Here is an 18,114-nt window from a genome sequence, read left to right as displayed (position 1 = left end):
TTATGCCTCATTTCGCTGCAAAATTATCGATAAAAATAAAGTAGATTCTTTTTCTCGTATTTTTACTCTAGCCGAAAAAATTGCTCTAAAAATCATTTTCTTGTCTGAATTATGTATGTAATTCAGACAATATTACGCATCTTGTCTAACAAAATTATGAAATCATCTGTGCTTTTAAACGCAAGATTTCATCGCGTAATCGAGCGGCTTGTTCAAACTGTAAATCTTTCGATGCCTTCAGCATTTCTTTTTCCAGCTTGTTCATATGTTTTGCTAAAAGTTTTGGATCAGACATCAAATGACGTTCATCTGCAGTTAATGCCTTGGCCTGATCTGAAATTTTTGCATCGATTTCATCATCTGTGAGCACTTCACCAGTATCAATATCATTAACGTTTTGGCGTACAGCACTGCGTGGCGTAATGCCATGTTCAAGGTTAAAGGCGATTTGTAAATTACGACGCCGATCCGTTTCATCAATGGCTTTTTGCATTGAGTCAGTCATACGATCTGCATATAAAATCGCTTTACCGTTTAAGTTACGCGCTGCACGACCAATGGTTTGAATCAAAGAACGCTCAGAACGTAAGAACCCCTCTTTGTCAGCATCTAAGATGGCGACTAAAGACACCTCTGGCATATCTAAGCCTTCACGCAGCAAGTTAATCCCAACAATTGCATCGTATACACCCGAACGCAATTCATGGATAATTTTAGTGCGCTCAACAGTGTCAATATCAGAATGTAAATAAGCGACCTTAATACCATATTCTTTCAAATATGAAGTTAAATCTTCTGCCATACGTTTGGTTAATGTCGTAACCAATACACGCTCATTTAAGTTTTTACGATTATTAATTTCTGACAATACATCATCCACTTGCGTTAACACTGGACGAATTTCAATTTCAGGGTCGACCAAACCTGTGGGTCGAACCACTTGCTCAACGACTTGTTCAGACTTTTCCATTTCATAATGTGCAGGCGTTGCACTGACATAAATGGTCGAAGGAATAATCCGCTCCCATTCTTCAAATTTCATTGGGCGGTTATCAAGCGCACTTGGTAAACGAAAACCGTAATTGACCAAATTTTCTTTACGTGAACGGTCACCTTTATACATAGCCCCAATTTGCGGAACGGTAACGTGCGATTCATCAATGATTAATAAAGCATCATCAGGTACATAATCAAACAAAGTCGGAGGTGCTTCACCAGAAGGACGGCCAGACAAGTGGCGTGAATAGTTTTCAATACCGTTGGTATAGCCAAGCTGCTGCATCATCTCTAAATCATACCGTGTACGTTGTTCGATACGCTGTGCTTCGAGTAATTTATCATTTGCACGAAAGAATCCTAGTCGTTCTGCGAGTTCTTCACGAATCGTTCCAATTGCACGCTGTAAATTATCTTTAGGTGTTACATAATGGCTTTTTGGGTAAATCGTAATACGTGGCACTTTACGGACCATTCTGCCCGTCAATGGATCAAACCATCGAACTGAATCAACTTCATCATCAAATAATTCTATTCGAATGGCATTTTGATCAGATTCAGCAGGAAAAATATCAATAATTTCACCACGAATACGGTATGTGCCCCGTAAAAATTCGAGTTCATTTCGGGTGTATTGCATTTCCACCAAACGACGGATGATATCATCACGGCTAATACGGTCTCCTTCCACGATATGCAGAAGCATACTCATATAAGCATTGGGATCACCCAGACCATAAATAGCTGAAACTGACGCTACGATAATTGCATCACGTCGCTCTAATAATGCCCGTGTTGCCGAAAGACGCATTTGGTCGATATGATCATTAATCGATGAATCTTTTTCAATAAAAGTATCTGAAGATGGAACATAGGCTTCGGGTTGATAATAGTCATAATAACTGACGAAGTATTCCACGGCATTATGCGGAAAGAAGGCTTTAAACTCGCCATAAAGCTGCGCAGCCAAAGTTTTATTATGCGCCATAATAATCGTTGGACGTTGCGTGCGTGCTATCACATTTGCCATGGTATAGGTTTTACCTGAACCTGTTACCCCTAAGAGCAACTGATCATGCATTCCTTTTTCAATCCCCTTCACCAATTTCTCAATCGCTTGAGGCTGATCACCTGCCGGCTGATATTGTGTTACGAGTTCAAAAGGCTGTTCCTGCATCACACTCTTCTTCAACAGTTTTATATGGCTTTATTATGAGGGCAAAGTTGCACAAAACAACGCTAAATTTATGTAAATACCAGAGGCGTGTACGGACTGTAAAATTATAATTCAACATAAACCCATAGATTTTTTTCATGTTTGAAAAATAATTCGCCTGATTTCGCATGTTTTTCTTGAGGAAACTCTTGGCTCTAAAAAAACTCAAGAATAAAGCGTTCATTTAGCCCTTATTGATACTTGACCTATATAAATTTCACCTGCAACATGAACAAAAGGACGCCACAGATCAAACTTATGACTTACCAATATCATGACGAAAGTATTGTTAAAAACCTACCCGAAGATACTATTTTTGTTTTTGGCAGCAATATGGCAGGTCAACATACTGGCGGTGCAGCGCGTACTGCCCTAGAGCATTTTGGTGCAATGAATGGTATTGGTCGTGGATGGGCTGGTCAAAGTTTTGCTATTCCAACAATGAATGAGCATTTACAACAAATGCCATTGTCTCAGATTCAACATTATGTTGATGATTTTAAAATCTATACCGAGAATCATCCGAAGACTAAATATTTCATTACTTCGATTGGCTGTGGTGTCGCTGGCTATAAAGTTGAAGAAATTGCTCCCATGTTTAAGGGGATTTCCAGAAATGTTATTTTTCCAATTTCATTCCGTCCTTTCGTTGAAAAAGCTTTACCTAAACTTACTTCGAAACTTCTACATACAATTTTTCAAGACTCGGTAATTTTTGCACCTTCGGCAGATGAATTGGTTGATGTTCTGGCCTTAACAGATAATGAAAAAAGTCTTGCGAAAATTGTGCTGAATACCCAAATGTACCCGACAGATAGCAATGGTCGTGACCGTATTTTTGAAATTGAAGATATTTTGCATGCCCTGAATGGGAAAATATTTGAGTTTCAAAGCAACTCAGAAGGCCCAATGATGTTTGGCGGTGTCATTTTAGCCCTACTTGAACTGTACAATATTAATGAAAAAGATTTTATTGATGTTTGGAAAGCTGAACGTGAAATCGCTGCACCAAAGCCTGAAAATAAAGCTCGTAAAGCCAGCCGCTAAAGACTATTTTCACCTCATTTCCCCCCAAAAAAGCCAAAGTCTACTTTGGCTTTTTATCTAAGGTGGATTAATGACTTTTAGCGACTTAAGTCACATTAAAAATAAAGTTTATTTTACATATCACATTATTTTAATATCATTTTTTTCGTCTTATACTACATGCTGTAATTATCATGAAGAATGACGAGCACATAAAATAGACATGCTAGATTCTCCTTTTTTTGAGCTATCCCCCATTGCCATGTGGCTTGAAGATTACAGTGAAGTCAAAAAACAATTTGATCTCTGGCGTCAGCAAGGTGTGCAGGATCTCTCCACTTTTCTTCAACAAGATGAATCACGTATTCTGCAATGTGCAAGAAAAATAAAAATCTTACAGGTCAACACAAAAACGTTAGAACTGTATCAAGCGCGTGACTTTGAACATTTATGTCAAAACCTTGATCTCGTTTTTCAGGCGGAGATGTGTCAAACACATATTAGAGAATTGGTTGCATTATGGAATGGGGAAACACATTTTTCCCATTCTGCCGTAAACTATACACTCAGTGGGCAACGTTTAGACATTCAACTCAAAGGCATCGTCCTACCAAATCATGAGCAGGATTTATCAGCAGTCTTAATTACAACTGAAGATATCACCTCTTATACTGAAGCTTGTCGTTTACAAGAACAAAGTCGTCATTTGGCAGAAGCGCGTTTCCATTATTCGCCAACCTCACTTTGGGTAGAAGATTTCAGCCGGATTAAAATAAAATTAGATCAACTTCGCGCTTTAGGTATAGAAGATTTTGTGACATTTTTGGATGTTCACCCCGATTTTGTACAAGAGTGTATTAAGGAAATACTGATCGTTGACGTCAATCAAGCCACCCTTGATTTGTTTGGCGCTCCGAACAAAGAAATATTGCTCAAAAATGTACATAAAGTATTTGCCAAAGAAATGCTTCAAACTTTTAAAGAACAACTGATTGAACTTTGGAACGGTAATTTACATCATCAACGTGAAGCTATAAATTATGCACTTGATGGCAGTATTCGCCACGTCTTACTACAATTTACTGTATTTCCCGATTATCTCGACGACTGGAGCACCGTGCAGGTTGCATTAACCGATATTACCGCACGTAAAAAGGCTGAAAATTATCTTGAGTATTTAGGTAAGCACGACGTATTGACCAAACTCTATAATCGTTCATTTTATATCGCAGAACTCAAGCGTCTTGAACGCAATCAATTACGTCCTGTTTCTTGTATTTTTATTGATTTAAATGGACTAAAAGAACTCAATGACAGTATTGGGCACGATGCTGGTGACAGTATCCTCAGACGTCTGGGCAACATTTTAAACCAACTTATTCAGCATACGCCCTATTCTGCTTCGCGCATTGGCGGTGATGAATTTGTCATACTTTTACCGGGTGCTGATGATGCAGCATTGCAAAATTGTTTACAAAGTTTGAATGAGTTGTTATTGGTCGATAACCAATTTTATTCTAATCAACCGATGAGTATATCGATTGGTTCTGCCACCAATATCTTGAATGAGCGAATGGAAGATATGCTTAAACGTGCTGATCTTGACATGTATCGTCAGAAGAAAAAGTATTATCTCAATAATGACCGTAGAATTCAGTCTGAAATACGCAATTAACATCAATAATTTGCAATAAAAAAGCCATGGTTTTAATCATGGCTTTTTTATTTAAATCTCTTAACGCTTACCCATCGAACGACGTGTACCGCGTGGTGGCATCCAAGTACGATCAGCATAACGCTGAGGTTTTGGACGCATATCTTCAAAGATTTCATCCGAAGCATTATCTTCAGCTTTTTTAATCGGAAAAGGCAAATTGACTAAAGCCTTTTTCTTGGGAGGGTTTTGCGTACTCATACGAATAACTCAATTGAATCTGGCGCTATTGTACAAAAAAAATGGTTTTGGTGTAAAAGGCTTTGAGTGATTAGCCTCGATTGACATATAAAGACTCCATAATTAGCTATGAATTTTTATATCTATAGAGGACAACAGCACAAAAAACTGCTTTAAATATGGTCGTTTTAAACTAATTTATTGACCCAAATCAACCAAAGCACTGTCATTTATGTCAATAAATATTGAGTATTTACAAATAGATAGAACCATTTCTAAATTTCAAAAAAGTTAGATTTTTTTACACAAATACCTAATTAAAGCCTTCAAATAATACAAATCATCAAGAATGTTACAGGACTATTACGTTTATTCTTGTTTTCTATAACATTTTTTACGCACTAATTTTGAATAATGGGCACTTAGAAAAATTATTATCAATTTACGGACATGGAGTCCTTTAAAATGAAAAAAAGTGTATTGTGCATTGCTGCTTCTATGGCTGCCCTACCTATGCTCAGTCATGCAGACTCACCATATTTTAGTTTAAAAGATGGCGATGGCTTCAAACGTTTTTCTGTCTCTGTTGGTGCTTTACATGTTATGCCACAAGGTAAAGCGCAGCCATTTCGTGTAAATACTGCCATTAATGAAGGCTATGAGGCAGATGTTGGCGAAGTTAAATCACAAACAGTAAAAGACAATATTCGAGAAGGGTACAAAGTTCCGCCCCTACTAGAAGTTGCGCTAAATACTTTGGACACTGTTCCTGCTGCAATGAGTGGTAAAGCCACTATTTCAGGACTTGAACAATGGGACAATCCAGGGACAGGTCTTGAAGCAGACGACGTCACCACGCTTGGGATCATGACCAACTATTTCTTCACTGACAATGTATCACTAGAAATGAAAGCGGGTATTCCGCCAAAAGTTGATTTACAAGGCTCAGGAAAAATTTACGCACCATTTTCAGCCATTGCGAAACCACTAGGCGGTGCACTGGGAAATCTTGAACTTGAAAATGATATTTTCATTACCGACTTAGGCGCACATGGTGCAGCAGCTTCTGCACGTGCATGGACTCCGGCTGCTGAAATCCAATATCACTTTGGTAAAACTGGCGTCAATAAATTCCGTCCCTATGTGGGTCTAGGCGTGATGTATGCCTACTTCAATGAATTGGAAATGAATCCACAAATTGAGAAAGATTTGATTGCCGCAGGTCACATGATTGCCAACATTAAAGAAGGTAATGCAGGCGCCTCTTTGGAAGGAAAACCAAGTAAGGCAAACCCAAAAGTTGATTTAGAGGCAACTGATGTATTTGCTCCGGTTGCGACGGTGGGCTTCACGTATGATTTCAATGATAAATGGTTTGCTGTTGGTTCTGTTAGCTATGCACACCTTCAAAATGAAACAACCATTACCGTTACAGATGCGACACACGGCGAACTGATCAAATCTAAAGCGGATATTGAAGTAAACCCGATCCTTGCATATGCAGGTATCGGTATGCGTTTCTAATTAATAACCTGAATATAAAAAAGACGGCTACAGCCGTCTTTTTTATTAGGCTATATATGGTCTTTTATTTTGAATTATCTCTTCAATCTCTTTTAAACACTTTTGAATTTCGGCTGTGTCATTTTCCTTTATTCATCCATAGTTACCTATAAAAAAAATTTATTGTTTGGTGAATTAAATTTAATCGCAACTCTGCGTTTATTCGAATACCATTGGATTAAATTTAAAGAATGTAGCCTGCTGTATGTCTGATACTCGTTTCTCAAAGCCCCTGATTTACATGCTCATTGGCAGTGCTATTATTTTGGCATTGTCTTTAGGGGTGCGTCATGCATTTGGCCTCTATCTCGTGCCGATGAGTGATGAATTCGGTTGGGGACATAACGTATTTAGCCTTGCCATTGCCATGCAAAACTTAATTTGGGGTGCTGTACAGCCAATTACCGGGGCTTTTGCAGATAAATATGGCAGTAAGATCGTGGTCGCCGTCGGGGGTGCATTATATGCCCTAGGGCTATTACTCATGGCCATCAGCTCCACCGGTTTACTGCTTAATTTAAGCGCAGGTTTAATCCTAGGTTTGGCTCTCTCGGCCACTTCATTTCCAGTATTACTCTCGGCAGTAGGACGTGCAGCGCATCCGGACAAACGTAGTTTAGCCATGGGTATTGCCAGTGCGGCAGGTTCTTTTGGTCAGTTCATTATGCTGCCCTCTACATTACTGCTACTGCAAAAATTTGGTTGGTCTTCGGCTTTGGTGGTCAGCGCCATTTTAATTGCGCTTATTATTCCTTTAGCTTGGATGTTAAAAGCACCAATGTATGTTGCACCAAATGCAACCAATACGCATGAAGCCTCTCTGACATTTAAACAAATTTTGCAATTGGCTTGGGAGCATAAACCCTTTTGGTTTCTAGCACTTGGTTTCTTTGTCTGTGGCTTCCAAGTGGTGTTTATTGGTATCCATCTGCCGGGTTATTTAATTGATCATGGCTTTAATGCCACTACGGGCACTATTTTCCTAGCGCTCGTTGGACTGTTTAATATTGTCGGCACTTACACAGCAGGTTGGCTTGGCGGCAAATATTCCAAACCAAAGCTGTTAATGGGACTGTATGGTTTACGTGGCATTGCCATTATTGCCTTTCTTTTGCTGCCTTTAAGCACATGGACAATCTATGCTTTTGGCGTCATTATGGGTCTACTATGGCTTTCTACCGTACCGCTCACCAACGGTATAGTGGCCAATATGTTTGGCGTTAAATATCTCAGTATGCTGAGTGGTATCGTGTTCTTTACTCACCAAGTCGGTTCATTTTTTGGTGGTTGGTTGGGTGGTGTGAACCACGATATGACCGGTAACTATAATGCCATTTGGATTTTTTCGATTGTCCTGAGTATTTTTGGGGTATTGGTACATTTCATGGTTAATGAGGAAAGTGTCATTCATGACTAATTCAACATTATGGTTTCGACTCAGTATTGCCCTCAGTATTCTGGCCTTGTTGGCCTTATCCATCGGCTTATGGAGCCAAACGCCTGAATTATTCGAATACTTTAACCAAGCGTTTTGTGCACATTAAAGACGCATAGAAGCCTTAATTCCAATTCAAACTGCTGTTTTATCAACACTACAACAGCAGTTTTTTAGCTATTTTCTACACGATTCAATAAAAGCTGCATTTTCAGCATATTAGTATTAATAATACGTTTTTTCATAAACTTAGCTTATTTTTTAATTTTCCATCCTGTGCTTTCTTCCATAGATTAAGTCTCAATAAAGAACAAATTGAGAACTTATGATATGACCGCATTAACTCAACTTTCGCAAGCCATCCATGATGCTCCACGTTGGCATCAAGCAGAACAATTTCAAGATGGCAATGAAATTCGTATTGAAGTGCAACATGACCAAGCTTTGGGGGCTGTGGTTTATGGTTTAGATGCGCGTAAAGCACAGTCTGGGGAAACCATCTACCGTTTAAAACAAGCATTGGCAGAGCACTTGATTTTAATTTTCAAACATCAAAGTCTAGATGATTTACAGTATCTCGCGTTTGCAAGCTACTTCGGTTCAATCTTCCGTCCCGGTGCAGATATTCCAGTGTTAGCGTCACAAGATGATACTGGTACACCACCAGACGTCGTACCCGTTTCAAATGCAGTGGGCAAAGGTGACTATACTGGACATGGTGAATTGGCTGCGCATGCAGATCATCAGTGGACTCCGCTGCCATCTTTTGGTTCATTACTCTATGCCATTGAACTGCCACAAGACGGTGGACAAACCTCATGGTATAACACCATTAAAGCCTATGAAGCTTTAGATGAAGCGACACAAAAACATTTAGACCAACTTCAACTCATTACCTACAACCCATTTATCCGTGCCAAAAATAATAAAGGCACAACGGGATATGGCACTACACCGCTTTACCGTTTCAAAGACCAACCGATTGTTGGACATGCCTATCCACATCCGCTTGTACGTACCCATCCAGAAAGTGGCCGTAAAGGTCTGTGGTTAAATGAACGATCTGAAGTAGAATTGGTTCACTACGATGATCAGTCAGGCAGTGAATTGATTGCATCTTTACGTGAACATTTATTGAAACCTGAGTTTCGATATGAACATCAATGGGAAGAAGGTGACATTGTGTTTTGGGATAACCAAGCCACTTTACACTCACGCCGCCCTTTCCCTTCAGACCAACGCCGCTTATTAAAGCGAATTAGCCTAGCAGGAGGACGCCCATACTGATGTTAAACTTCATGCCAACAATAAAAAATAAATAACCCTGTAAAATCCGTGTTTGAGCAATAACCTCGAATAATTAAAATATGAAAACAATAAGAACACTGCTCAAATTACGGATGATCTATATCTAATGCCTTAAAACCTGAAATTAAATGATCTAACATCGCACGCACACCCGGCAGCATGCCTTGTCGTGTCGCGTAGGCAACATGGATGACCCCTTGCGGCAATTGCCATTCAGGAAATAGCTCTATTAACTCACCACTTTTTAAAGCATCACGTACAAACACTTTGGGCAAAGATGCGATTCCTACGCCAGAAAGAGCAGCAGAAATCATCGCACTAAAACTGTCAGTTCTTAAGCGTGGATGAAATTCAATTTGTTGGGTTTCACTTTTTTCACGATGTCGGAAATCCCAAAAATGTTTAGGTCGGTCAAAACCAATACACGGAAAATTTTGAATCTCAGCCAATTGCTGTGGAATTTCACGCTCGAAGAAAAGTTGTGGCGATGCCACCAAAACATGATCCCAAGCATCTAAATCTCGAACGATCAAATCACTATCCAATAAAGGCATATTACGCACACGAATGGCTAAATCTACGCCTTCCTCAATGATATCAACCCGATGATTGGTCGCCATCAGATGCACACTGATGCCTGGATATTGCTGCATAAAATCGGTGACCATTTTTGCAACAGGCATTTCCACCAAAGCCACAGGACAAGAGATTTTAATTTGGCCACAGAGTTGATCGTTCAACGTACTGAGCACAAAGTTTTCCGTTTCGCTGACTTCCTCTAAAATTTTTAAGCAGTGTAAATAGAACTGTTGTCCTATTTCAGTCACAGTAAATTTTCGCGTATTACGCTGAATCAGACGTACACCCAAACGGGTCTCTAACTCTGTAATACGGCGTGATAGCTTAGATTTTGTAATACCCAATGCTTCACTGGCTTTGGTATAACCTTGGTATTTTACCACTTGCACGAAGTAGTAATAGTCATTTAAATTTTGCATCATTATTTCATTTTTAGAATAATCTGTTGAGTTTTTCGCCCTGTCATTCCCTCACTATACCTCAATAATAGATCTCAGAAGCAATAAATTGAGGGCTGAATTATGAATCCAATCAAACGTGTTTATCATAGTGATCGTATTACGTGGGTGGGCGATGGTTTCCCAACTAACTCTATGCTCCCTATGCAAGAAATGGGCAATCAAACCAGTCCATTTCTCGTTATGGGCTATACCGGCCAATATCATTTCTCTCCAAGTCATCATCAACGTGGTGTTGGATCACATCCACATCGTGGCTTTGAAACAGTAACCATTGTTTATGAAGGTGAATTGGAGCATTTTGACTCTAAAGGAAATCACGGCAGCATTGCCAAAGACGAAGTGCAATGGATGACTGCGGGTCGAGGCATTATGCACGAAGAACACCATTCTAAAAATTTTGCCAAAACTGGCGGAAATTTAGACATGGTACAACTTTGGGTCAATTTACCTCGTCATGCCAAAATGAGTGAACCTCGCTATCAAGAACTGACAACAGCCAATATTGCTGAAGTAAAGCTTGCACAAAATGCAGGCGTGGTACGCGTTATTGCTGGCCAATTTGAAGATACATTAGGCGCCGCTGAAACCTTTAGCCCGATGAATGTATTGGATGTGCGCTTGAATGCAAATGCTGAACAGGAATTTTCATTCAACCCACAGTGGAATAACATGATTTTTGTATTAAGTGGGGCGATCGAAATTGAAGGTCAACGCTTTGATGCGAAACAGACTTTATATGTGAGTGACCAAGTATCGTCCTTGAAACTTAAATCTTTTGAAGCAACCAAACTGCTTATTTTAAGTGGCGAAGCTTTAAATGAACCGATTGCGGCACATGGACCATTCGTCATGAATACTGAAGATGAAATACGTCAGGCATTTTATGATTTTCAACATGGTCATTTTGCTTAAATATTTCCACGATAAAGTCCCAATAAAAAACCGCCTTCTGGCGGTTTTTTTATATCTATGTTGGTATGAATTACGCATCACGCTTTCAACAGATTATTGCGTGACTTTTTGATAAAACGCATCTATTGCATTGACCATTTGCTCAAGTCCCGGCTGTTCCAAAGGATAATGTCCTGCATTTTTCAACAGCACGACATCGACTGGAACTTGGTGAATCCGTGCTAAAAATGGCTGACTTAAAGCCAAAGGCGTCCAGCGGTCTTGTTCAGGCTGCGTTAGTAAAATTGGGCAGACATCAAACTGCTCCGGTGGCGTGTCATTTTTATAATATAAATACGAATCTAGAAATTTAACCGATACACTATTCCCAGCTGACGTTTTATCTTTTAAAAAGACCTGCAATGCTGCGTCATTATTCACCAAGCGATGCATTTTACTTACCCACCGCATCGGCATTGGCAATGCTGAAAATGGTGTATGTGCTGTCACATGAGCCAGTGGGCTGCCCACGCGGCTCATAAATTTATTCAAAGAGACTTGATCACGCACAGTTTTATTTGAAGTGTCTAGAAAGGTCATACCGACGATACCTTTCACCTTTTTATTTTTTGCCGCCACGTGATAGGTCAACATACCACCTGCACTAAGCCCATACAAAACGATAGGACGATGATCTTTTTGTAGCTCGGCTTCAATGAGGTCATTACCTGCTTGAACCCAATCATCATAACGAATTTTTGAGCCCTTTTTGACTTGGGTGAGGCCATAACCGGGCATATCAATAGCGATAGTTTCATAGCCACGTTGTGCCAAAGGATGACCCAAAATCATCGACATTTGTCGACCATTTGTTCCCACACCATGAAACAGAATCACCTTCACTTTTGCCTGTGGATTCCGATAAGTATCTAAGTGAACAGTATGACCCTGCCAACTCCACCACTCTTCTTTGGGTCGCTGCGTTTATGTTAAATGGTATTCTTTGGGTAGATAGTGCTGAATGCCCTGCCAACTGTTTTGATCTGTATAACTTGCTAATGCTTGTGAAGCAAGTAGCTGATCATCTGCAAATGCCATGATTGAAAGTAACGATGCAATGCCACTCATCAACCACTTAAATAAGGCGCTCAAAATTTCTGATAATGTGTCTGATTTTGGAGAAGTCATTTTTAGACAATTTTTTATGTGTATGTGCTGATGCTAATCAGCGGCGGAAACCGACGCCATGTGCATGTGGGACAGCACTATGTCACTTCGTCCAATTATCTTTTCCCCTGCTAAGCACTTCAAAATATTTTTGAAGCAGGATTTACATACTCCTGCAATAATCAGCTTTTAAGATCTTTTAACTTTCATACTTTTATCCTTTAGAAATTCATAACCTTACTTTTGATTTTAAATATTGGTAACGCATGAGCCAGTCCACACCACAACAAAACCTCGTCATCTTTCTCACCTTTTTAAGATTAGGGTGTATTGCATTTGGTGGACCTGCGGCACATTTGGTGTTGTTTTTTCAATATTTTGTGAAACAAGAAAAATGGATAACGGAGCATGAATATGCGCATTTGCTTGCCTTGGCTCAAGTCCTTCCAGGCCCAACAAGTAGCCAGCTCGGCATGGCGATTGGATTTCAACTCAACCGCTATCAAGGTGCTTGTTTTGCATGGTTAGGATTTACTTTACCTTCAGCCCTGCTGATGTGTGCCGCGGCCACTTTAAGTATAAAACTCAGTAATCAACTCTCAACTTTATTCTTTCATGTTATTCAGTTAATTGTACTAGCCGTTGTTGCATGGGCATTTTGGCAAATGATGCGAAGCTTCTGTAAAACAAAATTTCAGTATCTAGTCATGCTTTTAGCTGCATTTTTTATTTATTTCTTTCAATTTTCTCTAAATCAAGTTTTGGTGATTTTATGCGCTGCAATTATCGGTTTAGTTTTATCGTCAAATCAATTACACAGCCAAAAGCCAAATATCGCCGAAACAGTTCCACCCAAACATGACAATTTTAGCCAGAATGCACATGAAAATACTCGCACCTCTTGGCTATGGCTTCTCGCCTTTATCAGCCCTTTTTTCGTTCTGCCATTCTTCGATATACAACATAGCAATATATTGGCTTTCAGCTTAGAAAGCTTCTACCGCACAGCATCCCTCGTCTTTGGTGGTGGACATATTATTTTGCCATTTTTACATCAGGACTTTGTCTCTACAGGACTGATCAGTAATGAAAATTTTGACTTAGGCTATGCCCTTGCGCAACTCATGCCGGGACCTTTGTTTAGTTTCGCCGCCTATCTCGGCACACTTTTACCCATGACTGATGTGCTACTCTTAAATGCTGTACTCGCGACTGTGGCGATATTTTTACCATCATTTTTATTATTGTTTGGCTTATTACCGTTTTGGAATAAGTTGATGAAATACCCGATGCTTTTTGGCACCTTAAAAATAATCAATGCTGCTGTCGTCGGTCTATTACTGTGTCTACTATTTCAAATGAGCCAGAAATACATCATTCAATGGACGGACTTTATATTTGTTGCCGTCGTTATTGCTTTACTTCGCAGCAAGCTGCCAGTCTGGTTTAGCTTAATAAGCAGTTTTATCGGCTATTATGCTTTTTTAACCTTTCTACCTTTTTAAACTTAAGCAAAAAAACTGTAGCTAAAGGAATAATCTAATCCTCATCGATTAAGCTTGCGCCCTTGACCACGGTCTTCCCCTCGACTTGATCTAGTTGATAATGCTGCACATCACTATACTGTTTGATCATTTCAACCAGTTCATTGGAATGTGTGGTCAACCAAAGCTGCGTATAGCGACTTGCTTCGGCAATCAGCATCGCTAAGGCAGGTAATAAATCGGGATGTAAGCTATTTTCAGGCTCATTAAGTGCCATAAAATTGGGAGGTCTTGGACTCAATAAAGCCACAGCTAAACACAAAAACCGTAAAGTCCCATCTGAAAATTCTGCACTTTCCAAAGGTCTTAAGATCCCTTGCTTTTGCATCATCATTTGAAAGCGCCCACCCATTTCCTGCACATAAAATTGGGTCTGCGGAAAGGCTTTTTCTAGTACTTCAAACAAGGTTTCACTGTTACCACGCTCACGCAAGGTTTCAAAAGCCGCAGCTAAATTTGTACCATCATGCGCTAAAACTGGCGAACGAATGCCTACCTGTGGGACACGGATCGGTGAATTTCCACTGACAGAAAACTCATGATAAAAGCGCCAGTTTTTCATGGTCTCACGCACTTGTGAAACTTCGGGATATAAGTGTGGATCGGACAATTGTCCAAATACCGACTCTTCAGGTGTTAAAGACATCGGATAAGCAATCCGTTCTTCATCAACATTTTTAAGAAATGCCGCTTGGTTGGTTCTTTCCAACAACTCACTCATTTTTCGACGTTGATAGCCGCTTAACCAAATCCCTTCAACTTTGACCAAAGGATCGAGTGCAAACAAGGTGATGAGCGGTTCAGGAAAACCAATTTCAAGTTGATATTCATAATGTTCCATGTCCACCGCAAGCTTCATGCGCTTAGGATCTTTCGATCGATCACCCGCACGGTGACCACCTGCCCACATGATTTTTTGAATCCCGCCTTCATTTGCAATTGCTTGGGATAATTGACCATTTGCAGCTTCATGCAAGAGACGTACTGCTTTATATAGATTGGATTTACCACAACCATTCGGACCACTGACGATATTCAGACGCGACAAGGTCAGATTCATATGATGAATAGATCGAAAACCTTGAATAGTCACTGAACGGATCGTCATGGGTTACCTAAAATGAGTTGGAAATGTTGATGATTATAAGTTTATTACTTGTATATTTTTCATGCACTTTATTCTAACAATAAAAAACCCGCAAGCCGAAACTTACGGGTCTTACATTGCACAATCTAAGTTAAATTTAACCTTAGAATAAGCGGTTCATACCATTCAATGTTGCAACACGGTACGCTTCCGCCATAGTCGGATAGTTAAATGTGGTTTCTACGAAATATTTAATCGTATTGTTCGGGCTGTTCATCACGGCCTGACCAATGTGAATAATTTCCGCAGCATTATTACCGAAGCAATGAACACCTAAAATTTCTAAAGTATCACGATGGAACAAGATTTTAAGCTCGCCCACGGTGTCACCTGTAATTTGCGCACGTGCCAAATGACGGAAAGATGCCTGACCCACTTCATACGGAATTTTTTCTTCCGTTAACTGTTGTTCAGTTTTACCAATCGAAGAAATTTCAGGAATTGTATAAATACCTGTCGGAATATCCGTTACAGGTGCAATTCCTTCTTCACCGCTCATGTTAGAACCAGCACAGCGACCTTGGTCATATGCAGCAGATGCAAGTGATGGCCAACCGATTACATCACCCGCAGCAAAGATATTCTCTACTTCAGTTTGATATTGATCATTCACGGTTAATTGACCACGGCTGTTTGGTTTAATACCTACATTTTCTAGGCCTAAACCATCTGTATTACCAGAACGGCCGTTACACCACAAAATCGCATCTGCTTTAATTTTCTTACCACTTTGCAAGTGAAGAACCACGTGATCATCATGTGTTTCAAGATGATCAATCTGCTCGTTGTGGCGAATCAGTACACCCTGCTCACGTAAACGATATGACAATGCATCTGAGATTTCATCGTCTAAATAGCTGAGTAATTTGTGCTGTGTATTGATCAAGTCTACTTTATGGTCTAAACCAATAAAGATAGACGCATATTCACAACCAATCACACCTGCACCATAAATGATGATTTTTTGGATTGAATAATCCAGATCCAAAATTTTGTCTGAATCAAATACGCGAGGATGATTAAAGTCTAAAGCAGCTGGACGGTAAGGACGTGAACCTGTTGCAATCACTAATTGCTGGAATACTAAAGTTTCCGTCATACCTTCATTGCTAAAAATCAAAACAGTGTTTTGATCTTGGATATACGCACGGCCGTGGAAAATATCAATTTTATTACGGTCATAAAAACGTGAATGCGTTTCAACTTGTTGTTGAATCACTTTATGCGCATTACGTAACACCTGTTTCATCGTGAACTGTTTCCATTCACCGACTTTTTGGAACATAGGGTCACGTTGGTAACGTAAAATGCTTGAAACGGTCTGACGTAATGCTTTACTTGGAATTGTTCCTACATGGGTACAGTTACCACCAAGCTGTTCACGCATATCTACAATAGCAACTCGCTTACCTGATTTAGCAAGTTTCATTGCAGCGCCTTCACCCGCAGGGCCAGAACCCAGAACTACCGCATCGTATTTCACGAAAGTTCCACTAACGACCTCTTTCTTACGTGGCATTCAACGCTCCTTTACAAATATTCTTTAATCTAGGCTGTATTATGACGTATATCCTAACTTTTTTGGATATTTAGCTCACATATATTATGTGATAACCACATTTATTATATGAATATCGTTTTCCCCCTATTTAAGCTCAAGTCCGCTATAATGATCGAGCTAATTTTTTGAATATCTCCTTGTCAAAAACAGTGGAAAAGTTGAATATGTCTGAGAACCGTAAACCTGTACAGGGTGTAAAACTTCGTGGCGCAGAAAAAGTCGCTCGCATACCTGTGAAGGTCGTGCCAACGGTTGAAACGCCTCGTAAGCCTGACTGGATTCGGGTCAAAATGGCTGCCCCTGATGAAGTTCAACGTATTAAAACAACTTTGCGCGCACAAAAATTACATACCGTGTGTGAAGAAGCGGCTTGCCCGAACTTACCTGAATGTTTCGGTGGCGGTACTGCAACCTTTATGATTATGGGCGATATCTGTACTCGTCGTTGCCCATTCTGCGACGTTGCGCATGGTCGTCCCAATGCTCTTGACCCAGATGAACCACGTCACATGGCAGAAACCATTGCCAATCTTGGTTTGAAATATGCCGTAATTACGTCGGTCGACCGTGATGACCTAGTTGATGGCGGCGCACAGCACTTTGTTGACTGTATTAAAGAAGCTCGTGACTTGAGTCCAAAAACACTTTTGGAAATTCTAGTTCCTGACTTCCGTGGTCGTATGGATGTTGCCCTTCGTATTATGACGGAGTGTCCACCTGATGTGTTTAACCACAACATTGAAACCGTGCCACGTTTGTATAAAGCAATGCGTCCGGGCTCTGACTACCAACACTCTCTAAACTTATTAAAAATGTTTAAAGAATACTGCCCAGATGTTCCAACCAAATGTGGTTTGATGGTCGGTATTGGTGAAACTGAAGAAGAAGTGATCGCGTTATTAGACGACTTAAAAGCACACGATGTTGACTATGTCACCATTGGTCAGTACTTACAGCCCTCTAAAGAACATGCACCGATCGATCGTTTCGTTACACCTGAAGAGTTTGATCGTTACACAGCACATGGTCAAAAGCTTGGTTTCAAAAACATTTGGGCTGCACCAATGGTCCGTTCAAGCTACTTTGCTGACCGTCAATACTATGGTGAGCCAGTGCCTGCGGTACGTCGTAAAACTGATCCTGCAAAGAAAATTGCAGTGCAAACGATTGAAGCTTAATCACTCTTAGATTTAAAACATCGCAAATTAAAAGCCCTCATTGATTGAGGGCTTTTTTATGGCTTTCACACTCAGCACAATTCATTTACCAATATAAGATCTTTCGAAAATAGTGCGTTCCTTTAAACGGTATCCAATATATCGAATC

At 40.0% G+C, this 18,114-nt stretch carries 14 protein-coding genes and 1 pseudogene; 9 read left to right on the top strand and 6 right to left on the bottom strand.

The window, feature by feature from the left end; translation table 11 throughout:
* Positions 1-154 precede the first annotated feature (154 nt).
* Entirely contained in the window at positions 155-2,176 is a 2,022-nt protein-coding gene (gene uvrB, locus FTU22_RS05915) for an excinuclease ABC subunit UvrB (RefSeq protein ID WP_180040495.1), read from the bottom strand.
* 294 nt (positions 2,177-2,470) lie between these two features.
* Between uvrB and FTU22_RS05910 the strand changes: the two genes are divergently transcribed.
* Positions 2,471-3,259 (top strand): hypothetical protein, encoded by a 789-nt coding sequence (locus FTU22_RS05910; protein WP_180093472.1) that lies wholly within the window; start codon positions 2,471-2,473, stop codon positions 3,257-3,259.
* Positions 3,260-3,455: 196 nt separating this feature from the next.
* On the top strand, positions 3,456-4,913 hold the full coding sequence (locus FTU22_RS05905) for a sensor domain-containing diguanylate cyclase (protein WP_180093648.1): 1,458 nt from the start codon (positions 3,456-3,458) through the stop codon (positions 4,911-4,913).
* A 60-nt stretch (positions 4,914-4,973) separates the two neighbouring features.
* Here the strand turns inward: FTU22_RS05905 and FTU22_RS05900 are convergent, their stop codons facing one another.
* Positions 4,974-5,153: a hypothetical protein gene (locus FTU22_RS05900; protein WP_078190224.1), complete on the bottom strand. Its 180-nt coding sequence runs from the start codon at positions 5,151-5,153 to the stop codon at positions 4,974-4,976.
* 444 nt (positions 5,154-5,597) lie between these two features.
* On the opposite strand from FTU22_RS05900, the gene FTU22_RS05895 reads away from it, so the two are divergent.
* From FTU22_RS05895 to FTU22_RS05885, 4 genes are all read left to right on the top strand, one after another.
* A complete protein-coding gene (locus FTU22_RS05895) occupies positions 5,598-6,656 on the top strand; it encodes an OmpW family protein (protein WP_180093471.1) in 1,059 nt (352 codons plus the stop codon).
* Between the two features lie 244 nt (positions 6,657-6,900).
* Entirely contained in the window at positions 6,901-8,112 is a 1,212-nt protein-coding gene (locus FTU22_RS05890) for an MFS transporter (protein WP_180023436.1), read from the top strand.
* Positions 8,105-8,239, top strand: a complete 135-nt coding sequence (locus tag FTU22_RS16280; protein ID WP_257223842.1) for a hypothetical protein — start codon at positions 8,105-8,107, stop codon at positions 8,237-8,239. The genes FTU22_RS05890 and FTU22_RS16280 overlap by 8 nt, the downstream gene beginning before the upstream one ends.
* 221 nt (positions 8,240-8,460) lie before the next feature.
* Complete coding sequence (locus tag FTU22_RS05885) at positions 8,461-9,417, top strand: TauD/TfdA family dioxygenase (RefSeq protein WP_180093470.1); 957 nt, start codon at positions 8,461-8,463, stop codon at positions 9,415-9,417.
* A 107-nt stretch (positions 9,418-9,524) separates the two neighbouring features.
* On the opposite strand, the gene FTU22_RS05880 is transcribed toward FTU22_RS05885, so the two are convergent.
* Positions 9,525-10,436 carry a LysR substrate-binding domain-containing protein gene (locus FTU22_RS05880; RefSeq protein ID WP_180093469.1) on the bottom strand — a complete coding sequence of 304 codons (912 nt, stop codon included), beginning with the start codon at positions 10,434-10,436 and terminating at the stop codon, positions 9,525-9,527.
* Positions 10,437-10,538: 102 nt separating this feature from the next.
* Here FTU22_RS05880 and FTU22_RS05875 point away from each other — a divergent pair, with 102 nt between their 5' ends.
* Complete coding sequence (locus FTU22_RS05875) at positions 10,539-11,390, top strand: pirin family protein (protein WP_180093467.1); 852 nt, start codon at positions 10,539-10,541, stop codon at positions 11,388-11,390.
* 93 nt (positions 11,391-11,483) lie between these two features.
* Here the strand turns inward: FTU22_RS05875 and FTU22_RS05870 are convergent.
* Positions 11,484-12,467, bottom strand: a pseudogene (locus tag FTU22_RS05870) (alpha/beta hydrolase).
* Positions 12,468-12,802: 335 nt separating this feature from the next.
* Between FTU22_RS05870 and chrA the strand changes: the two are divergent.
* A complete protein-coding gene (gene chrA, locus FTU22_RS05865) occupies positions 12,803-14,041 on the top strand; it encodes a chromate efflux transporter (RefSeq protein ID WP_180093465.1) in 1,239 nt (412 codons plus the stop codon).
* A 34-nt stretch (positions 14,042-14,075) separates the two neighbouring features.
* Here the strand turns inward: chrA and FTU22_RS05860 are convergent, their stop codons facing one another.
* Both FTU22_RS05860 and sthA read right to left on the bottom strand, forming a co-directional pair.
* A complete protein-coding gene (locus FTU22_RS05860) occupies positions 14,076-15,188 on the bottom strand; it encodes an AAA family ATPase (RefSeq protein WP_180093463.1) in 1,113 nt (370 codons plus the stop codon).
* Between the two features lie 142 nt (positions 15,189-15,330).
* The gene (sthA, locus tag FTU22_RS05855) at positions 15,331-16,746 is read right to left on the bottom strand and encodes a Si-specific NAD(P)(+) transhydrogenase (protein WP_078190237.1); all 1,416 of its coding nucleotides are present in this window, start codon (positions 16,744-16,746) and stop codon (positions 15,331-15,333) included.
* 206 nt (positions 16,747-16,952) lie between these two features.
* Here sthA and lipA point away from each other — a divergent pair, with 206 nt between their 5' ends.
* The gene (gene lipA, locus FTU22_RS05850; RefSeq protein WP_180004941.1) at positions 16,953-17,966 is read left to right on the top strand and encodes a lipoyl synthase; all 1,014 of its coding nucleotides are present in this window, start codon (positions 16,953-16,955) and stop codon (positions 17,964-17,966) included.
* Positions 17,967-18,114: the final 148 nt, after the last annotated feature.

This window comes from Acinetobacter sp. YH12076, from assembly GCF_013419525.1.
Taxonomy (GTDB): Bacteria; Pseudomonadota; Gammaproteobacteria; order Pseudomonadales; family Moraxellaceae; genus Acinetobacter; species Acinetobacter amyesii.
This window is presented reverse-complemented; position numbering and strand designations above follow the sequence as displayed.

What these genes read in the sequence shown, in the direction of transcription:
- FTU22_RS05860 (WP_180093463.1), bottom strand. Translation starts at nt 15,188, where the DNA reads ATGACGATCCGTTCAGTGACTATTCAAGGTTTTCGATCTATTCATCAT.
- FTU22_RS05900 (WP_078190224.1), bottom strand. Translation starts at nt 5,153, where the DNA reads ATGAGTACGCAAAACCCTCCCAAGAAAAAGGCTTTAGTCAATTTGCCT.
- lipA (WP_180004941.1), top strand. Translation starts at nt 16,953, where the DNA reads ATGTCTGAGAACCGTAAACCTGTACAGGGTGTAAAACTTCGTGGCGCA.
- FTU22_RS16280 (WP_257223842.1), top strand. Translation starts at nt 8,105, where the DNA reads ATGACTAATTCAACATTATGGTTTCGACTCAGTATTGCCCTCAGTATT.
- chrA (WP_180093465.1), top strand. Translation starts at nt 12,803, where the DNA reads ATGAGCCAGTCCACACCACAACAAAACCTCGTCATCTTTCTCACCTTT.
- FTU22_RS05895 (WP_180093471.1), top strand. Translation starts at nt 5,598, where the DNA reads ATGAAAAAAAGTGTATTGTGCATTGCTGCTTCTATGGCTGCCCTACCT.
- FTU22_RS05890 (WP_180023436.1), top strand. Translation starts at nt 6,901, where the DNA reads ATGTCTGATACTCGTTTCTCAAAGCCCCTGATTTACATGCTCATTGGC.
- FTU22_RS05885 (WP_180093470.1), top strand. Translation starts at nt 8,461, where the DNA reads ATGACCGCATTAACTCAACTTTCGCAAGCCATCCATGATGCTCCACGT.
- FTU22_RS05910 (WP_180093472.1), top strand. Translation starts at nt 2,471, where the DNA reads ATGACTTACCAATATCATGACGAAAGTATTGTTAAAAACCTACCCGAA.
- sthA (WP_078190237.1), bottom strand. Translation starts at nt 16,746, where the DNA reads ATGCCACGTAAGAAAGAGGTCGTTAGTGGAACTTTCGTGAAATACGAT.
- FTU22_RS05880 (WP_180093469.1), bottom strand. Translation starts at nt 10,436, where the DNA reads ATGCAAAATTTAAATGACTATTACTACTTCGTGCAAGTGGTAAAATAC.
- FTU22_RS05875 (WP_180093467.1), top strand. Translation starts at nt 10,539, where the DNA reads ATGAATCCAATCAAACGTGTTTATCATAGTGATCGTATTACGTGGGTG.